Here is a 15,265-nt window from a genome sequence, read left to right on the forward strand (position 1 = left end):
GCATTCTAGGATTCCGGCCGGTGGAGGTGTGAAACCTATCGCGGGGCCCAGGTACTGTCAATGAAAGAATACTCGGGCCCAATTGCTCCTCGGTCATGAACAGAGCGCGATTGGAGCCAGATGTCCGGTTCGTGTGGGCGACGGGGTTCAGAAAAAGAGCCGCAACGACAAGAATACATAGTCCGTATTTTTGTCGTTGGGAGCGCCTGCGATGCCTTGCTTCAAGAGATTGGAGTAATAGCTCCCTTTCATCAAATACAGCCATCCTCCTTCAACCACCATATTGGGGCTGACCGTCCAGGCCAGGCGCAGGTCGAGTTCTGACCCGACATACTTGCCGGCTTGTCCGGTCTGGTCCTGCAAACCGGTTCCGACAAATTCGTCTCTAGCCTGGGCCAGCCACCAGAACCGTTGTTTGAAAATGACATGGAGGTCCTTCAGCGGCTCTACGGAAGCGACATAGCCGGGGGAGCTGATATTGGCTCGTTTGAATAGCGACCAAATCCCTGTATACGTGAAGGGGAAGTTTTGTGTGCCGAAGAGCGGATTGAAGCGCCCATTCTGATTGTCGTGAGGATCATTGTCGCCGCTGGCGTAGTCGTATTTGAAACGGATCGACGGTGTCCAGGGGAGCGCGAACGTATATCCGATCTCCGCATGCTGAAAGTACGCGAATGTGGTCAATAGAGGGCTGCCGGGCTTGAGTGCCGATCGGCCGAACTGGTAGGAGGATTCGATTTCGTAGTCAAAGGTGGCCTTGGCTTCCGGCTTGAAGAGCCGGAAGCCTGGGGTATAGAGGTCCGCCAGTTGGCCTTGGGTGCTCTGGTCCTGATTGATGCCGGTGGTGCCCCGTACCTGCTCGTTCTGCGATATGTAATAGACGTACAGTTCGGTATGGAGCCAGGGCATGCGCTGGTCCAGATAGGACATGCCGCTAAACAGAGTATTCGAGGGGACGGTGTCCGGCGACGTCTGATGATTCTGGACTGGGCGCATGACAAATGCGCGGACTTCCCAATCTTTGCGTGGTCCCAACGTCCAGTGAGCGCCCACAAACGAAAAGGGGACGTTGCTGTAGTTGCTCCTGGCGATGAGCCGGCTCTTTCCAAAGGCTTGAGTAAACTTACCGATCTGCAGCTCGGCCGGCAGGCCCGATTCGAGAAAATTGTCTGTCCCCACGCTGCCGTAGAGCTGGAGCACATCGTTCTGATTCTCCATCCGGCTGCTGACCGTGAGGCCGTAGTTGTAGAGCGGGCGGGCGTCGAGGAATTCCAGATGAAACTTGAACGGCTTGTAGCGGGCCTCAAGGTTCACGTCCGTACGTTCAGAGAACTGCGCGCCTCCGGTCGTTTCGTTCTTCTTGACCGGCTGGCTGTAGGCTTCGTAGCGTGTACGAAAGTCGAGACCCAGGTGTAGCCATTCAGGGACATGGAGCATCTGATCAAGATGGAGCGGAGACTGCGGGACGTTGAGTCGGAGATCGTCCGAGAAGATAATCTCCTGAAATCGACGCGCGAGCGGTCCGAGACGCCGCTCGGATGGACGATCAGTTCGTTGTTCCTCCGGTGACGACACGGCTGCCTGCGTTTCACCTGCCCAGGCTGGTTGCGCACCGAGATGAACGGCAATAAGTAACAGGGCACCCAGCGCAGCGGCGTTCAATTCCACGCGTGTCGTCAAGACTGTCATACGTTTAAGGAGTGGCCAGAGCGGAGCGGGGAGACTAGCAGACCGGTTGCTACTGAGCAATGCCTGGCGCAGCGAACCTGTTCAGAAAAAGCGGACATCCGGCGCGTTGTGTTTGCTCTGACTGTCGACGTTGATCGAGCGAGTATCACTACCCGGTCCGGTCGGGTGAGGGGGAGACGCATTGGGAATGTTGAATGGTAAATGTTGAATGTTGAATTGTCGGGACTGGCGCGACGGACGACGGATCAAGGGCCGAAGTTCGAGGTTTCCGGAACCGCGCATCCCGCATCCCGTATCCCGAACTTCGAGTCGCGCCCATCTCGCTCGTCCCGCCCCTCTCGCTTGAGTCAGGCATCGGCGATTGCAGCAGAAGCGCTCGTGAATAATGCGGGCTAGGCTAAGGAGCAGGTGGGGCCTGTCACCGCGTTCTCCTTCTCGCGCGATTTCAATTTGCGTACGTATATCCAATCCAGTATATTAAAGTCATGAAGCTTCTACGATTCCTTGGGGACTCGCTCACGTGCTTGCGGGAGTTCCCCGAGGATGCCAGGCACGATGCCGGCTACCAATTGGATAAGGTACAACGCGGAGAACAGCCGGACGATTTCAAGCCGATGCCTTCCATCGGCAAGGGTGTCGAAGAAATCCGGACGTGTGACGACACCGGCACATACCGCGTGGTCTACACGGCCAGGCGGGCCGATGCAGTCTTCGTGCTGCACGCGTTCCAGAAGAAAACGCAGACGACGGCCAAGCGCGACATCGAGCTTGCTAAAAAGCGATTCGCCGAACTGATGAGAGGTGCCCGATGACCAAGAGCAAAACCAAGATTTTCAGCAGTGTGTGGGATGCGATTGCCGACACCCCAGAGCAGGCAGCCAATCTTCAGGCGCGGGCCGAACTGATGCAGCAGATCGCGGCTATCATCAAGGCCAAGGACTGGAAGCAGGCTGACGCTGCAGCCCATTGCGGCGTCACCCAGCCGCGCATCAATGACCTGTTGCGCGGGAGGGTGTCGCGGTTCTCACTGGATGCTTTGGTGAATATCGCCACGGCGCTTGGCCGGCGCGTGCACGTGGAGTTAGAAGTAGCATAGCCAGCTGCCGGCATGGGCGTGGATATTGGCGGCTCGGTGGACCAGAAATCGTGTACGTTAAAAAGATTGAAGCTTTGAGCTGAGGCCGTGAGCTCCGATCAACAGCTCGCCACTTCGGCACGGGCTAGATTCCTCCTATATGCCGCTCGTGCGCGTGCGTCTCTTTCAGCCGATAAGACTCTTTCCTGCCTGCACGGGCTGTGCTACCTTGAGCGCCCTGTTCACTTCCGGTGTGGTCTGTCTGGTCTGATTGGTCTAGCTGGTCTATCTCGTTTATTTGGTTTGTCTTGTTTATTTGGTTGGACCAGACTAACCGGATACATCAAATGACCCAGATCAACTAAACAAACCAAATAAGCCAAATAAACCAGACAAACCAGAGTGAGCTGATTGAGCGAGTGTCACTGCCTGTTCTGATCGGGTGAGGAGGGAGACATGGCTGGTGAGTCTGGTCTGAGTTATAACGCCATCGCATTCTTACTGATCCTGGGTCTCTTTGCCGGCATGCTCCTGATGCTGACAATCGGGCAGCGATGGGGAAAGCGAAGCCTCGGACAGGAGACGGATGTCGTTCGCTCGCGACTGACAGGAGTCGAAACCGCCATCTTCGGCCTCATGGGTTTGATGATTGCGTTCACGTTCTCGGGCGCCGCTGCCCGATATGAGCTGCGCCGGGAGTTGGTCGTGGAGGAAGCGAATGCCATCGGCACGGCCTATTTACGGCTCGATCTCCTGCCGGCTGCGTCGCAACCGGCGCTGCGGGAGAAGTTTCGCCAGTATACCGAAGCGCGCATCGCGGTCTATAGGCTGTTGCCCGACATCGGGGCCTCTAACGCGCGGGCAGCGGTTGGCATGACGTTGCAGAATGAGATTTGGACCGGGGCTCTCGCTGGATTGAAAGAGTCGCCGCCGCAGGCGACGATCGTCATGGTTCCGGCGCTGAACCAGATGATCGACGTGACCACTACTCGCGCCATTGCGGCGCGGACTCACACCCCCATATTAATTTTTGCCATCCTTCTGATTCTCGGGCTGGTCTGTTCCTTGCTGGCCGGGTATGTGTTGGCTTACACCAATTCACGCAACATCAGGCTCCACGTATTCACGTTCGCTATCGTTGTGACGCTCACCATTTATGTGATCTTCGATCTCGACTACCCGCGGTTCGGTTTCATTCAGCTCGATTTTGCCGACCAGGCGCTCATCGATCTCCTGGCCGGGATGAAGTAAGCCGCTGGATTCTCAGGAGCCATAAGAAACGGAACAGGGCGGATACAACACCAGGGTGCTCACCGGCTCCCTCCTCGAATGCTGTGTTGCACGATGAATTTGGATACGGGGTTTGCCATTGCTAAAACTGTATTAATCGAGTATGTGAATCCCGCATCGACTGTACGTGAAGTTGGGGAGCTGTTGCACCACTTTCTATGGTGCCGGCAGCACATTCCCGACATTTTCCGCCTGGAACTGTTGATATGGACAATATTACAGACTTATTCGCGCTGACCAAGACAACCATTACCCATCTGCCGTTATTAGTGCGTTTCATGATCGGGTTCACCGTCTTCCTGTTAGTTCCAGGCATCAGCGAGCGATTGAAGATTCCTGGCATGGTGGGCTTGATCCTGGTGGGACTGCTCGGAGGGCCGAGCGGCATCGACATCTGGCCCGACAATCCGGTGTTATTGACCGCCTTCTCAGAGGTGGGGGTGCTCTTGGTTCTGTTCTATGCCGGCCTGGAAATCGATCTCGCCGTCTTTAAGCGGGTGGGCGGACGTGCCATCACTTTCGGCCTGGCGACATTGCTCTTGCCGCTCTCGGCCGGGGCCGGCTTGGGCTATCTCATGGGGTATGAACTCAACGCCGCCATCCTGATCGGCTCGCTCATCGCTTCGCACACTCTGCTCGGTTTCCCGATTCTGCAAAAGCTCGGTCTGGCCGGCCGCGAACCGGTGTTGGTGACCATCAGCGGGACCATCTTCACGGACATTGTCGCGCTACTGATCCTCGCGGTCTGCGTGCAGATCCACCACACCGGTTTCGACAAAGCCACCCTGGCGCTGGAGATCATCGAAGTCGTGGCCTATGCCGCAATCGTCCTCTTCGTGGTCAGCCGCATCGCCAGTTATGTGATGAGCAAGTATTCGGCCAACCACGACATGCAGTTGCTCGCGCTGCTGCTCATCATCACCGTATGTTCGCTACTGGCCCAAGTGATTCATCTGGAGCCGATCGTCGGCGCCTTCCTCGCCGGCGTCGCAGCCAGCCGTTCGTTGCAAGGCACGAAGGCGCGCGAGCATATCGAGGTGATCGGCAATACTCTCTTCATCCCGGCCTTCTTCTTCATGATCGGCATGAGGATCAACGCCGGCGAAACTCTGCGCATGCTGTGGGACAACCCGCTGTTCTCGGCAGGACTGGTGCTCGCCCTGTTCGGCGCAAAATTTCTGGCCGCTTGGAGCGTGGGCTGGCTGTCTGGCTATTCCGTCCTCGATCGTCTCAACATGTGGTCGCTGACTTTGCCCCAGGTCGCCGCCACCATTGCCGCCACTGTCGTTGCCCACAGGACCATTAATTCCGCCGGCGAACCCCTGATCGACAAGACCGTGGTGAGCGGCATCTTCGTGCTGGTGATGCTGACCGCCACCTTCGGGCCGATCCTGACCGGGCGTTTCAGCAATGCGATTCACCGGAGGGAGTCGTCTCTCGCGGCAGAGCTGCCCCTTGAAACGGCACGATGAGGAGAATTTCAATTGGTAAGCTTGGAGCGTGGGAGAGCGTCGCTCGGTGCCGGCGCATTCGCCTGGTAGGTCGTTGCTCATTCGCTGACACTTCAGTTATGCGACTCGACCGGCAGGGGGCATGGGCAGAGCGGTCGGCTAGTTCCTCGTGACCTTCAAGGAGTTCCCGCCATGCTAGAAGGCGTCAGCTGCCCTCCCTAGCGACTCTGCGGTCGCGTTGGGGCGGGTCTATGGAGTAGCTCACGTCTTTTTCTCATCGAGAATAGCGTAGTGCGTTTCCTTATCCGTCAGATCGACGAAGGCCCGCATCGATCGTGATGTCCATTTGAAAGATGGCGCTTTCCGCGTGGTCCTCCGTCTTGCAAGAGCTTCGGACAAGAGCTGGGAAATAATTTGTCCCAGTGCGCGATGCTCCTTCTTCTGGAGAGACTTAATCTCCCTGAGAACAGGCGGGTCAATGTCAACAGTGGTTCGCGGCATGATGCGGTGATGCTAAATTATGTGGCATCAGATATCAAGCCTCGATGGCTTGATGCTTTTCAAGCATTATGCTCTCAAGACATAATGTCAAGGGTACCGGTGACGCATGCGGGTAAGACACTCGGAAGCAGCATAAACGAGACAAACCAAACAGACCAAATAAATAAAATAGCGATCTTCGGATGCAGGCTAGCGTCCTTCTATCGGGAGCTCTTCCACGAGTTTTTCGGAAAAGAGCGGGGTCTGAAACACCCACCGTACGCCGGCTAGCACCTGCCAGTCTATCCCGAAGGGCGACTCCTTTCCCGCCACTCCCGCGCCGGACCCGACAAACACGTTCCAATGGTTATCAAACCGGTGACCGACCTCGCCCAGCAGGTTCATCGTGGTCTTGTTGTTATTGTTCCAATCCACATAGTAAGCCATGGACGCCAAGGTCCACCATCGCTCGGACCAGATGGTGTTGACGGCTGCCACGGTTTTCATGAAGTGGATGTCGCGACGGCTGGGATCGCCCCCGACAGAGCTGAAGTCCTGGACAATTGTAAGGAACAACGAGCGCGCCCTGGGTAACGGGATCGCCACCGCGCCTGCCGGCCCAAAGGTATATTTCCCTGTGCTCAGCCGATCGTTCGAGCCTGTCGGAAACACGACATCTGTGCCGATCAACAGAGCCACATTCGGGCTGGCATAGAGTCGGTTAGCGGTGCGGACCGTCATGTCGCTTGCGCCGTGTGTCGTGAATCCGCGGGTTTGGTCCAGGTCGGCCCACACATAGGGCAGGGTTGCCCGCACGATCCAGTTGGGTGTGACGGGCACACGAACCTCGGCGTTCACGCTGTTGAAGCGCAAATTACTGTTGGAGAACGTGCTGTTCGCGTAGCTCAGTTCATAGTAGCCGTTGATGGCGGTGGGGTCTGTGCCGAAGGCCTTGGCGGCCGCCGAGATACGCTTTCGTTCTGCCTCGAGCCGTTCGTGCTCTTCGGGAGTGGCGCCCTGCAGCAGTGTTTGCAGCGGGCGGCGTTTACCCTCTTTTGATTCTGCGTCAGGTTTGGTTTCTTCGCTACTTTCAGATGCTGCGGCGGCTGCCGGCGTCGTACCGCCTCCTGTCACAGTGAGCGAAAGAGTCACGAGTGCAATGAGCAAGAAGCCCGCGTTCACATCCCTGCGCGCTGCCTGGTATTCCCGGTGCAATTTTCTTCGGTCATCCATCGACAGCGAAGCGTCCCGTCGCTTGCCAGACTGAGGAAACCCTACGATGGTTTGTCTGGTTCGTCTGGTCTTTCCGATTGGTCTGGTTTGTCTAGTTAGCAGGCTGTTGACAAAGTCCGCCAGCGGCGTTCCCTGCCTCCGCCGAAGCGCTTCGCGCAGGCAGGTCGCGGCGCTCAGAGGCTCAACGTACTGCAGAGAGTACGCTGTTAGTCTGGTTTACACCAAATAAACGAGTCAAACCAGACAGACCGAACAGACTAAATGAACAAGATGGGCTGGCAGACTTCTTCAGCGTCCTGCTACCGCTTCCCCGCTTTGGTCTGAACTTCCCGGAACATGTCCTTGATATAGGGCGCGGTGATCGCTCGCGAGACGGGATGTAGCGCGGAACTCCCGAACCCCCCGACTTGGTCGGTCGAGACCCGGCCGATGTAAATCAAGAAGGTGCCGTCCTTGGTCGGAAGCGCAGCGATGCCTTGCAGCATGCTGTTGTAGTCGTGGCTCGTGTAGTAGTGACGCTCGATGGCGAGTGCGGCATCGCCCACATGGTACAGCATGCGGTGAACCAGGACGAACATCGGGCGGCCAAACACGTTGATGTTGAGCCAGTAGAAGAATTCCTCCAGGTTCTTGGCCTCATCCTGAGCCAGGCCCTGTGGATAGTTGAGCAAGAATTTATGGAAGGCCGGGAGATGCTTGGCCACGCCGGTCAATTCTTTGGTAGACAGGAGTAGCTCATCGCCTGCCAGCCGCTGTTGTCCGTGGCCACGCTCGTAGGGCGCGATGCCTGGGAGCCCCTTGCTCCGATAGGCCTGGTAGCGGGCGAGCAATCCCTGGCGGATAAGGACCTCGACTTTTTCTACAGGCACGGCGTCCGCATCGCCTCCTGCCTTCAGCGCTTGGAACGCCGCCATCTCCTTCGCGTCCAGATTCAGTTCGCTGCCCGGCTCCACGTTCAGATAGCGCTTGGCTTCCTTATCCCCATTCGGTTGCAACTTTACCCCGGCCAATTCCGCCATGGTGCCTTCCGCCGTGAGCTTGCCGTTTGCCGTGATTACCGAGACTTCTTTCAGCACAAGGGCCTGCCGATACATCTCGGCCAGGTCCTCTGGTTTGGTCTTCACCAGGAAGGCCATGCCGAGCGCCAGTTCCCGATCCGATCCTTCACTGGCCGTCCAATCGACGATCTTGCCCTGCATGATGCTTTCCCTGTCGCTGTCCGCTAGATGCAATTCTTTCAGGACTTCATCGACCGTCGGGAGGGTTGCTGCCTCAAGGATGGGTCCGTTGAACGTCAGGCCGACCCAGAGGCTGAGGGCGGCGCAGGTGACGATTCGGCGGGTCGTCAACCAGTGGTGGAGATTAAGGGAAGGGGAATGGGTGACGGTCATGCGTTGGTCCATAGGTCTGCTCCTCAAGGTTTCGACATTTATCGGGTGTTCACAAGGTCGACCAGCCAGCCTTGTCTATTTGGTTTATTTGGTTTGTTTAGTTTATCTGGTTGGTTTGGTTCGAAGAGCGACAGAAACCAGATAAACCAAACAAACCAAACAGACCAGACTATTTCAAAGCTTCCGCGCCACCCACAATGTCCATCAGTTCCTTGGTGATTGCCGCTTGCCTGGTCTTGTTGTAGTAGACCGTCAACGATTTGATCAGCTCACCGGCGTTCCGCGTGGCGCCGTCCATGGCCGACATACGCGCTGCCTGTTCAGCAGCCGATGACTCCAATAGGATTCGGTAGATCTGGGCCTGGGCCCACTTGGGAAGCAGCACGGCAAGCAACTCTTCCTCGTCTGGTTCGAACAGAAAGGCGCCTCCCGTAGGAGCCGCTCCGGTGTCCTCGAAAGGCTCGATCGGGAGCAATTTTTCGACGATGACTCGTTGCTGGACGGCCGATTTAAATTCGTTGTAGACGACATGGATTTCATCAAACACCTCGGTCCGGTAGGCTTCAGTCCCGGCCGTGCCGATCTCGATGGCATGTTCAAAGCTCAGTCGCTCAAAGATATTGATGAAGGGATCGTGGATCGGCCAATGGCGACGTCGAAAAAAGTCGCCTCCTTTTTTGCCGACCACTCCAACGCTCACTTTTGCGCCCCGCGCCTCGCATTCCTCGATAACCTGGAAGGCCTTGCGAAAAATGTTGGCATTGAAGGCACCGCACAACCCGCGGTCGCTTGTCACGACTGATACTCGAATGTTCTTGACCGGGCGTTTCTGGAGGAGCGGGTGCGCTGTTCGATTTGTCCGGACACTCAGATCCGTGATTGCTTGGCGCATCCGTAATCCATAAGGGCGAAACGCCAGAATGCGCTGTTGCGCACGTTTCAGCTTCGCCGCCGCCACCATTTTCATGGCTTTCGTGATTTTCTGGGTTTTCTTGACGGAATTGATTTTCCGTTTCACGGATTGAAGGCTCGGCATATCGGCTAAATCTCCCTGTCCATCGAAGCGGGCCCTGCACTATGACTCAGCGCCAACTGGGGCAGCAGGCTACCATCGGCAGTCAATGTGCGTCAAGGTTGCCGGATTCCGTCATCCGGATCTGATGCGATGTTCATTAGAAATTAGTCTTTCCCGGGTGAGGAGAATTGGGACAACTCCCCTTGCGACTTTGTGGCACTTCTCCCCACGGACCTTCTTCCATCTGAAGCCCCCCCCCTTTAAACTGCTGGGGAAGTTAACCTTTCTGAGCAAAAGAGGGCACTCAATCCCGCTACGTATTTACGGCAAGGCTATTGCTCAATGCGCTGAGCAGGACGAAGAATTTACCAGGAATTTACCGTTGCTTCTATTTGGGGTGCTGGATACATTATTCCCCATTCAGTTATTTCGGATGGATCTGCCGGAAATAAGAGAGACTGGGTCGGGGGGGATTAGGGAGTAACGAATCCAGATATTGGGGGGCATCCAGATGGGACGACAAGAGCTGGAACAGACGGCAAGAGAGCTGGTCGCCGACGGCAAGGGTATTCTGGCAGCAGATGAAACGGTTTCCACGATCACCAAGCGGTTCGACGCCTTAAAAATTACCTCCACCGAGGACAGCCGCCGCACCTATCGCGAAATGTTTTTTACGACGCCGGGCGCTGCCGCTTTTATCAGCGGCGTCATTATGTATGACGAGACCATCCGCCAGAAGAATGCGGCAGGGGTACCGTTGGCCGAGGTGTTGTCCAAGCAGGGGATTATTCCGGGGATCAAAGTAGATACCGGCGCAAAGGAGCTTACCGGTTCACCGGAGGAAAAAATGACTGAAGGGCTCGATGGGCTCCGGGACCGTCTGAAGGAATACGCGGCCATGGGCGCACGATTCGCCAAGTGGCGAGCAGTCATTCGCATCACCGACACCCTACCCAGCCCGATGTGTGTGAACGTCAACGCCCATGCGCTGGCCCGGTATGCCGCCTTGTGCCAGGAACAAGGCATCGTGCCGATCGTGGAGCCGGAGGTTCTGATGGACGGGGCTCACACCATTGAACGCTGTGACGAGGTCACGAGTTCCGTGCTCCATACGGTCTTCGACGCGCTCTTCGAGCAGTGCGTCAGGCTGGAAGGTATGCTCTTGAAACCCAGCATGGTGATCGCCGGAAAAGTGTGCCCCAGGCAGGCTTCCGTGCAGGAGGTCGCAACGGCCACGTTGCGCTGCTTGCGCCGCCATGTGCCGGCGGCGGTTCCCGGCATCGTGTTCCTGTCCGGCGGGCAGCCGAGCGTGACGGCGACCGCGCATCTCGATGCCATCAATCGCCTGGACGGACCGAAACCCTGGTCGATCAGTTTTTCATACGGTCGCGCCTTGCAGGACGTGGCATTGGAAGCCTGGCACGGGAAAAAGGAAAACTTGAAGGCGGCCCAACAGGCCTTCCATCATCGGGCCAAGTGCAACAGCGAGGCGGCATTGGGCCGCTATACCGACAAGCTGGAGCGCGAACCGGCCGGTGCAAATGCGCCGGCGCATCGCCCGGACTGGCACGATGACTGATATCTTCCGGGCACGGGCCGCAAGGCGTCAGCATTGATATGCAGGTTCTGGTGATCAACAGCGGGAGTTCGTCGGTCAAATTTCGCCTCGTGGAAGTGGTCGAAGAACCGGGGGGCGGACTGACAACCAGGCCGGCGTTGCTCCAGGGCGCCGTGAAGGGCATTGGAGGCGTCGCAAGCTTTGAGGTGACGGGGCAGGCTGCAGACCGTTCGACGACGACGTTGGAGATTCGGGACCATGCGCATGCGTTGCGTGTTCTGCTCGATCGTCTCGCCGGCTCTCTGGGTAAGGTTGAAGCGGTCGGGCATCGGGTGGTGCACGGAGGAGATCAGTACGTGAGGTCCACAATGGTTACTGAGCAGGTCGAGGCCGGAATCGACGCGCTGTCCGAGTTGGCGCCCCTGCACAATCCCTCGTGCCTCGCAGGGATCCGCGGAGCGCGGGCGGCTTTTGGCCCGACGTTACCGATGGTGGCCGTGTTCGACACGGCCTTTCACCGGACCATGCCGGAAGTCGCCAGGCGGTATGCGCTTCCTGTTGACCTGGCCGAGCGGCATCGAATCCGTCGCTATGGTTTTCATGGGATTGCGCACGCTTCGCTTGCGGATGGGTACGCGACGGTTACGGGGATTCCCTTGGAGGAGGTGCGTCTGATCACCCTGCAGTTGGGCAATGGCTGCTCCGTCGCCGCGATTGCACAAGGCCGGTCGGTCGAAACCTCGATGGGGTTCACCCCGCTGGAGGGGTTGGTGATGGGGACACGCTCGGGCGATGTGGATGCCTCCATTGTCGGCTATTTGTCCGACCGGGAGAAGGTCGAAGCAGCTGAAGTCGAGCGGTGGCTCAACGAGCGATCGGGCCTCCTGGGGCTCTCAGGCCGGTCAAACGACATGCGGGAGTTGCTCCGCGCGGTCGGGCAGGAACAGGACAAACGAGCGGAGTTCGCCATTGATCTGTTCTGCTATCGGGCGCGCAAGTATCTCGGTTCCTACCTTGCCGTGTTAGGCGGCGCCGATGCCGTCGTCTTCGGAGGGGGAATTGGAGAAAACGCACCGGAGATTCGGGACCGGATTTGCAAGAAGATGGAATGGTGCGGCTTGAGGCTCGATCCAGACTTCAATCAAGCGGCGGTCGGGCTTGCGCCCGGTCGCGCAGCGAAAATCAGTGCGGATGGATCGCGGTTGGCGGCCTACGTGGTCGCGGCGGACGAAGAAACCTGGATCGCCAGGGAGACGGTTCAGTGCGTGCGAGGCGGACAGTCATAAAGTCAACAGAGCCGGCTATAACAGAGGGAAAGGAGAGGTCATGGACAATCCGTTATCGCAGAAGGAACTGAAATTGATCGATGCCTACTGGAGGGCGGCGAACTATCTCTCGGTGGGACAGATCTATCTGCACGATAACCCGCTGCTGAAGAAGCCGCTGAGCAAGGAACATGTGAAGGCGAGGCTGCTGGGTCACTGGGGCACCACCCCGGGCCTGAATTTCATCTATGCCCATCTGAATCGAGCGATCAAGGCACGCGACCTCAGCATGATCTACATTATCGGTCCGGGCCATGGCGGTCCCGGCATCGTCGCCAATACCTACATGGAAGGCACCTACTCGGAGGTCTATCCGAACATCGCACAGGACGAAGAGGGCATGCAGCGGCTGTTCAAGCAGTTCTCGTTCCCCGGAGGCATTCCCAGCCACGTGGCGCCCGAGACCCCCGGCTCAATACACGAAGGCGGCGAATTGGGGTATGCGGTCTCTCACGCGTACGGGGCTGCGTATGACAATCCCGACCTGATCGTCGCCTGCGTCGTCGGCGACGGCGAGGCGGAAACCGGACCATTGGCGACCTCCTGGCACTCCAACAAGTTCCTCAATCCGGCGACCGACGGAGCCGTGCTGCCGATCCTGCACCTGAACGGGTACAAGATCGCCAATCCTTGCGTGCTGGCTCGTATCAGCCACGAAGAATTGGATCAGCTCTTCCGCGGCTACGGCTACACGCCCCATTTTGTCGAGGGCAGTGATCCGGAGAAGATGCACCAGCTCATGGCTGCCACCATCGACACCTGTATGGAGCAAATCCGCAGCATCCAGACCCAGGCGCGGACGAAGGGTGTGAAGGAGCGGCCGCGCTGGCCGATGATCATCCTCCGTTCGCCCAAAGGGTGGACCTGCCCGAAGGAAATCGACGGTAAACGGACCGAGGACTACTGGCGCAGCCACCAGGTGCCGATGGGTGAAATGCACGAAAAGCCCGGGCATGTGAAAATTCTCGAAAAGTGGATGAAGAGCTACAATCCGGAGGAGCTGTTCGATAAAACCGGCCGGCTGAAGCCCGAACTCGCTGATCTGCCGCCGAAGGGCGCGCGCCGCATGAGCGCCAATCCGCATGCCAACGGCGGCCTGCTGCTCCGGGACCTGCGTCTTCCGGACTTCCGCAACTATGCCGTCAAGGTGACGACACCCGGCGCCATCACAGCCGAATCCACCCGCCTCATGGGAAAGTTCCTGGCCGACACGATGAAGCTGAATATGGAGAGCCGCAATTTCCGTCTGTTCAGTCCGGACGAGAACAACTCAAACCGCTGGCAGGATGCGATGGAGATCACCAATCGCACCTGGATGGCGGATCGCTATCCCTACGATGACCATTTGGCCCCTGACGGCCGCGTGATGGAAATGCTCAGTGAACACCAGTGCCAGGGGTGGCTGGAAGGGTATCTCTTGAGCGGCCGGCACGGGTTTTTTTCCTGCTACGAGGCATTCATTCACATCATCGACTCGATGTTCAATCAGCATGCCAAGTGGCTGAAGGTCTGCCATGAGATTCCCTGGCGCCGGCCGATCGCCTCGCTCAATTATCTGCTGTCCTCCCATGTCTGGCGGCAGGATCATAATGGATTCAGCCATCAAGATCCCGGTTTCATCGATCACGTTGTGAACAAGAAAGCGGAGGTCGTCCGTGTCTACCTGCCGCCGGATGCCAACACGCTGCTGTCGGTCACCGATCATTGTCTGCGCAGCCGTAATTATGTGAACGTCATCGTCGCGGGCAAGCAGCCTGCTCCGCAATGGTTGACGATGGACCAGGCGATCAGACACTGCACGGCTGGCATCGGAATCTGGGAATGGGCCAGCAACGACAAAGGAGGAGAGCCGGATGTCGTCATGGCCTGTTGCGGAGACGTGCCGACGCTGGAGACTCTGGCCGCCGTGGATCTGTTTCGCCAGCATCTCCCGGCGCTGAAGATCCGCGTCGTCAACGTCGTGAATTTGATGAAATTGCAGCCGCAGAGCGAGCACCCGCACGGCATGTCCGATCAGGACTTCGATGCGCTGTTCACCAAGGACAAGCCAATCGTGTTCGCCTTCCACGGCTACCCCTGGCTCATCCACCGGCTCACCTACCGGCGGACGAACCACAAGAACCTGCACGTACGCGGCTACAAGGAAGAAGGCACGACGAGCACCCCGTTCGACATGGTGGTGATGAACGATCTTGACCGGTTTCACCTCGTCGCCGATGTGATCGATCGGTTACCGCAACTCGGGTCACGCGCCGCCTATGCCAAGCAGGCGATTCGCGATAAGCTGTTCGAGCACAAAGAATACATCGCCAAATACGGCGAGGATATGCCGGAGATCACCGACTGGCAATGGGGTAAGGTGAAAGCGGCAACGAGGCGGAGGACAACGACGGAGGGGGACAACGTCTAACAGTATGCTGAAAAAGACCGCCAGCGGGGGGGGGAATGACCCGATGAGCCCTCTGTGCTCGCGCAACGCGCGGTCTCAGAAAGGTGGAAAGGGTAGTCTGGTCGTCCTCCTGCTCGCGGAACGCGCACGATAAGGATGTGCTCGTTCGACGCGCGCAATCGAGGATCGACCAGGCTACCCTTGAAAAGATACTGGGGGAATTGAAAGGACGCGCGCAGGGGAGGGCTCAGTCGGGCCATTCTGGGGGAACTGCGACGAGCAAGCTTGGAGAAGCTATCGTTAGGTGCTCGCTGCAGCCTGGCCTGAGTCAAGACGCGTCCCTGGGCGAAGAGGCTGTCTTGGCAGACT

The 15,265-nt window shown here is 57.8% G+C and carries 13 protein-coding genes; 8 read left to right on the top strand and 5 right to left on the bottom strand.

The window, feature by feature from the left end; translation table 11 throughout:
* Positions 1–147: 147 nt before the first annotated feature.
* Positions 148–1,680, bottom strand: a complete 1,533-nt coding sequence (locus tag HZB34_04495) for an alginate export family protein (GenBank protein ID MBI5315209.1) — start codon at positions 1,678–1,680, stop codon at positions 148–150.
* A 210-nt stretch (positions 1,681–1,890) separates the two neighbouring features.
* Between HZB34_04495 and HZB34_04500 the strand changes: the two genes are divergently transcribed.
* The 5 genes from HZB34_04500 (at position 1,891) to HZB34_04520 (ending at position 5,526) form a co-directional block, all read left to right on the top strand.
* The gene (locus HZB34_04500; GenBank protein MBI5315210.1) at positions 1,891–2,085 is read left to right on the top strand and encodes a hypothetical protein; all 195 of its coding nucleotides are present in this window, start codon (positions 1,891–1,893) and stop codon (positions 2,083–2,085) included.
* 89 nt (positions 2,086–2,174) lie between these two features.
* Positions 2,175–2,501 (top strand): type II toxin-antitoxin system RelE/ParE family toxin, encoded by a 327-nt coding sequence (locus HZB34_04505; GenBank protein ID MBI5315211.1) that lies wholly within the window; start codon positions 2,175–2,177, stop codon positions 2,499–2,501.
* Positions 2,498–2,785 (top strand): XRE family transcriptional regulator, encoded by a 288-nt coding sequence (locus tag HZB34_04510; GenBank protein MBI5315212.1) that lies wholly within the window; start codon positions 2,498–2,500, stop codon positions 2,783–2,785. Before HZB34_04505 ends, HZB34_04510 begins: the two co-directional genes overlap by 4 nt.
* A 435-nt stretch (positions 2,786–3,220) precedes the next feature.
* Positions 3,221–4,015, top strand: coding sequence for a DUF4239 domain-containing protein (locus tag HZB34_04515; protein ID MBI5315213.1), 795 nt, complete (start codon positions 3,221–3,223; stop codon positions 4,013–4,015).
* A gap of 245 nt (positions 4,016–4,260) precedes the next feature.
* Positions 4,261–5,526, top strand: a complete 1,266-nt coding sequence (locus tag HZB34_04520) for a cation:proton antiporter (GenBank protein ID MBI5315214.1) — start codon at positions 4,261–4,263, stop codon at positions 5,524–5,526.
* A 240-nt stretch (positions 5,527–5,766) separates the two neighbouring features.
* On the opposite strand, the gene HZB34_04525 is transcribed toward HZB34_04520, so the two are convergent.
* The 4 genes from HZB34_04525 to atpG form a co-directional block, all read right to left on the bottom strand.
* Positions 5,767–6,006 carry an antitoxin gene (locus tag HZB34_04525; protein ID MBI5315215.1) on the bottom strand — a complete coding sequence of 80 codons (240 nt, stop codon included), beginning with the start codon at positions 6,004–6,006 and terminating at the stop codon, positions 5,767–5,769.
* Positions 6,007–6,195: 189 nt separating this feature from the next.
* Positions 6,196–7,218 (bottom strand): hypothetical protein, encoded by a 1,023-nt coding sequence (locus HZB34_04530; GenBank protein ID MBI5315216.1) that lies wholly within the window; start codon positions 7,216–7,218, stop codon positions 6,196–6,198.
* A gap of 299 nt (positions 7,219–7,517) precedes the next feature.
* Positions 7,518–8,621, bottom strand: coding sequence for a hypothetical protein (locus HZB34_04535; protein MBI5315217.1), 1,104 nt, complete (start codon positions 8,619–8,621; stop codon positions 7,518–7,520).
* Positions 8,622–8,778: 157 nt separating this feature from the next.
* Positions 8,779–9,645, bottom strand: a complete 867-nt coding sequence (gene atpG, locus HZB34_04540; GenBank protein ID MBI5315218.1) for an ATP synthase F1 subunit gamma — start codon at positions 9,643–9,645, stop codon at positions 8,779–8,781.
* A gap of 490 nt (positions 9,646–10,135) precedes the next feature.
* Here atpG and HZB34_04545 point away from each other — a divergent pair, with 490 nt between their 5' ends.
* Genes HZB34_04545 through HZB34_04555 form a run of 3 tightly spaced genes read left to right on the top strand, consistent with a single transcriptional unit; the run spans position 10,136 to position 14,917 of the window.
* Positions 10,136–11,203 (top strand): fructose-bisphosphate aldolase class I, encoded by a 1,068-nt coding sequence (locus tag HZB34_04545; protein MBI5315219.1) that lies wholly within the window; start codon positions 10,136–10,138, stop codon positions 11,201–11,203.
* A gap of 38 nt (positions 11,204–11,241) precedes the next feature.
* A complete protein-coding gene (locus HZB34_04550) occupies positions 11,242–12,468 on the top strand; it encodes an acetate kinase (GenBank protein ID MBI5315220.1) in 1,227 nt (408 codons plus the stop codon).
* 40 nt (positions 12,469–12,508) lie between these two features.
* Positions 12,509–14,917: a phosphoketolase family protein gene (locus HZB34_04555; protein ID MBI5315221.1), complete on the top strand. Its 2,409-nt coding sequence runs from the start codon at positions 12,509–12,511 to the stop codon at positions 14,915–14,917.
* Positions 14,918–15,265: the final 348 nt, after the last annotated feature.

The sequence above is a fragment of the Nitrospirota bacterium genome (assembly GCA_016219645.1).
Lineage (GTDB): Bacteria > Nitrospirota > Nitrospiria > Nitrospirales > Nitrospiraceae > Palsa-1315.

Coding starts and splice junctions, on each gene's coding strand:
- HZB34_04500 (MBI5315210.1), top strand. CDS start 1,891: ATGTTGAATGTTGAATTGTCGGGACTGGCGCGACGGACGACGGATCAA.
- HZB34_04505 (MBI5315211.1), top strand. CDS start 2,175: ATGAAGCTTCTACGATTCCTTGGGGACTCGCTCACGTGCTTGCGGGAG.
- HZB34_04510 (MBI5315212.1), top strand. CDS start 2,498: ATGACCAAGAGCAAAACCAAGATTTTCAGCAGTGTGTGGGATGCGATT.
- HZB34_04515 (MBI5315213.1), top strand. CDS start 3,221: ATGGCTGGTGAGTCTGGTCTGAGTTATAACGCCATCGCATTCTTACTG.
- HZB34_04520 (MBI5315214.1), top strand. CDS start 4,261: ATGGACAATATTACAGACTTATTCGCGCTGACCAAGACAACCATTACC.
- HZB34_04525 (MBI5315215.1), bottom strand. CDS start 6,006: ATGCCGCGAACCACTGTTGACATTGACCCGCCTGTTCTCAGGGAGATT.
- HZB34_04530 (MBI5315216.1), bottom strand. CDS start 7,218: ATGGATGACCGAAGAAAATTGCACCGGGAATACCAGGCAGCGCGCAGG.
- HZB34_04535 (MBI5315217.1), bottom strand. CDS start 8,621: ATGGACCAACGCATGACCGTCACCCATTCCCCTTCCCTTAATCTCCAC.
- atpG (MBI5315218.1), bottom strand. CDS start 9,645: ATGCCGAGCCTTCAATCCGTGAAACGGAAAATCAATTCCGTCAAGAAA.
- HZB34_04545 (MBI5315219.1), top strand. CDS start 10,136: ATGGGACGACAAGAGCTGGAACAGACGGCAAGAGAGCTGGTCGCCGAC.
- HZB34_04550 (MBI5315220.1), top strand. CDS start 11,242: ATGCAGGTTCTGGTGATCAACAGCGGGAGTTCGTCGGTCAAATTTCGC.
- HZB34_04555 (MBI5315221.1), top strand. CDS start 12,509: ATGGACAATCCGTTATCGCAGAAGGAACTGAAATTGATCGATGCCTAC.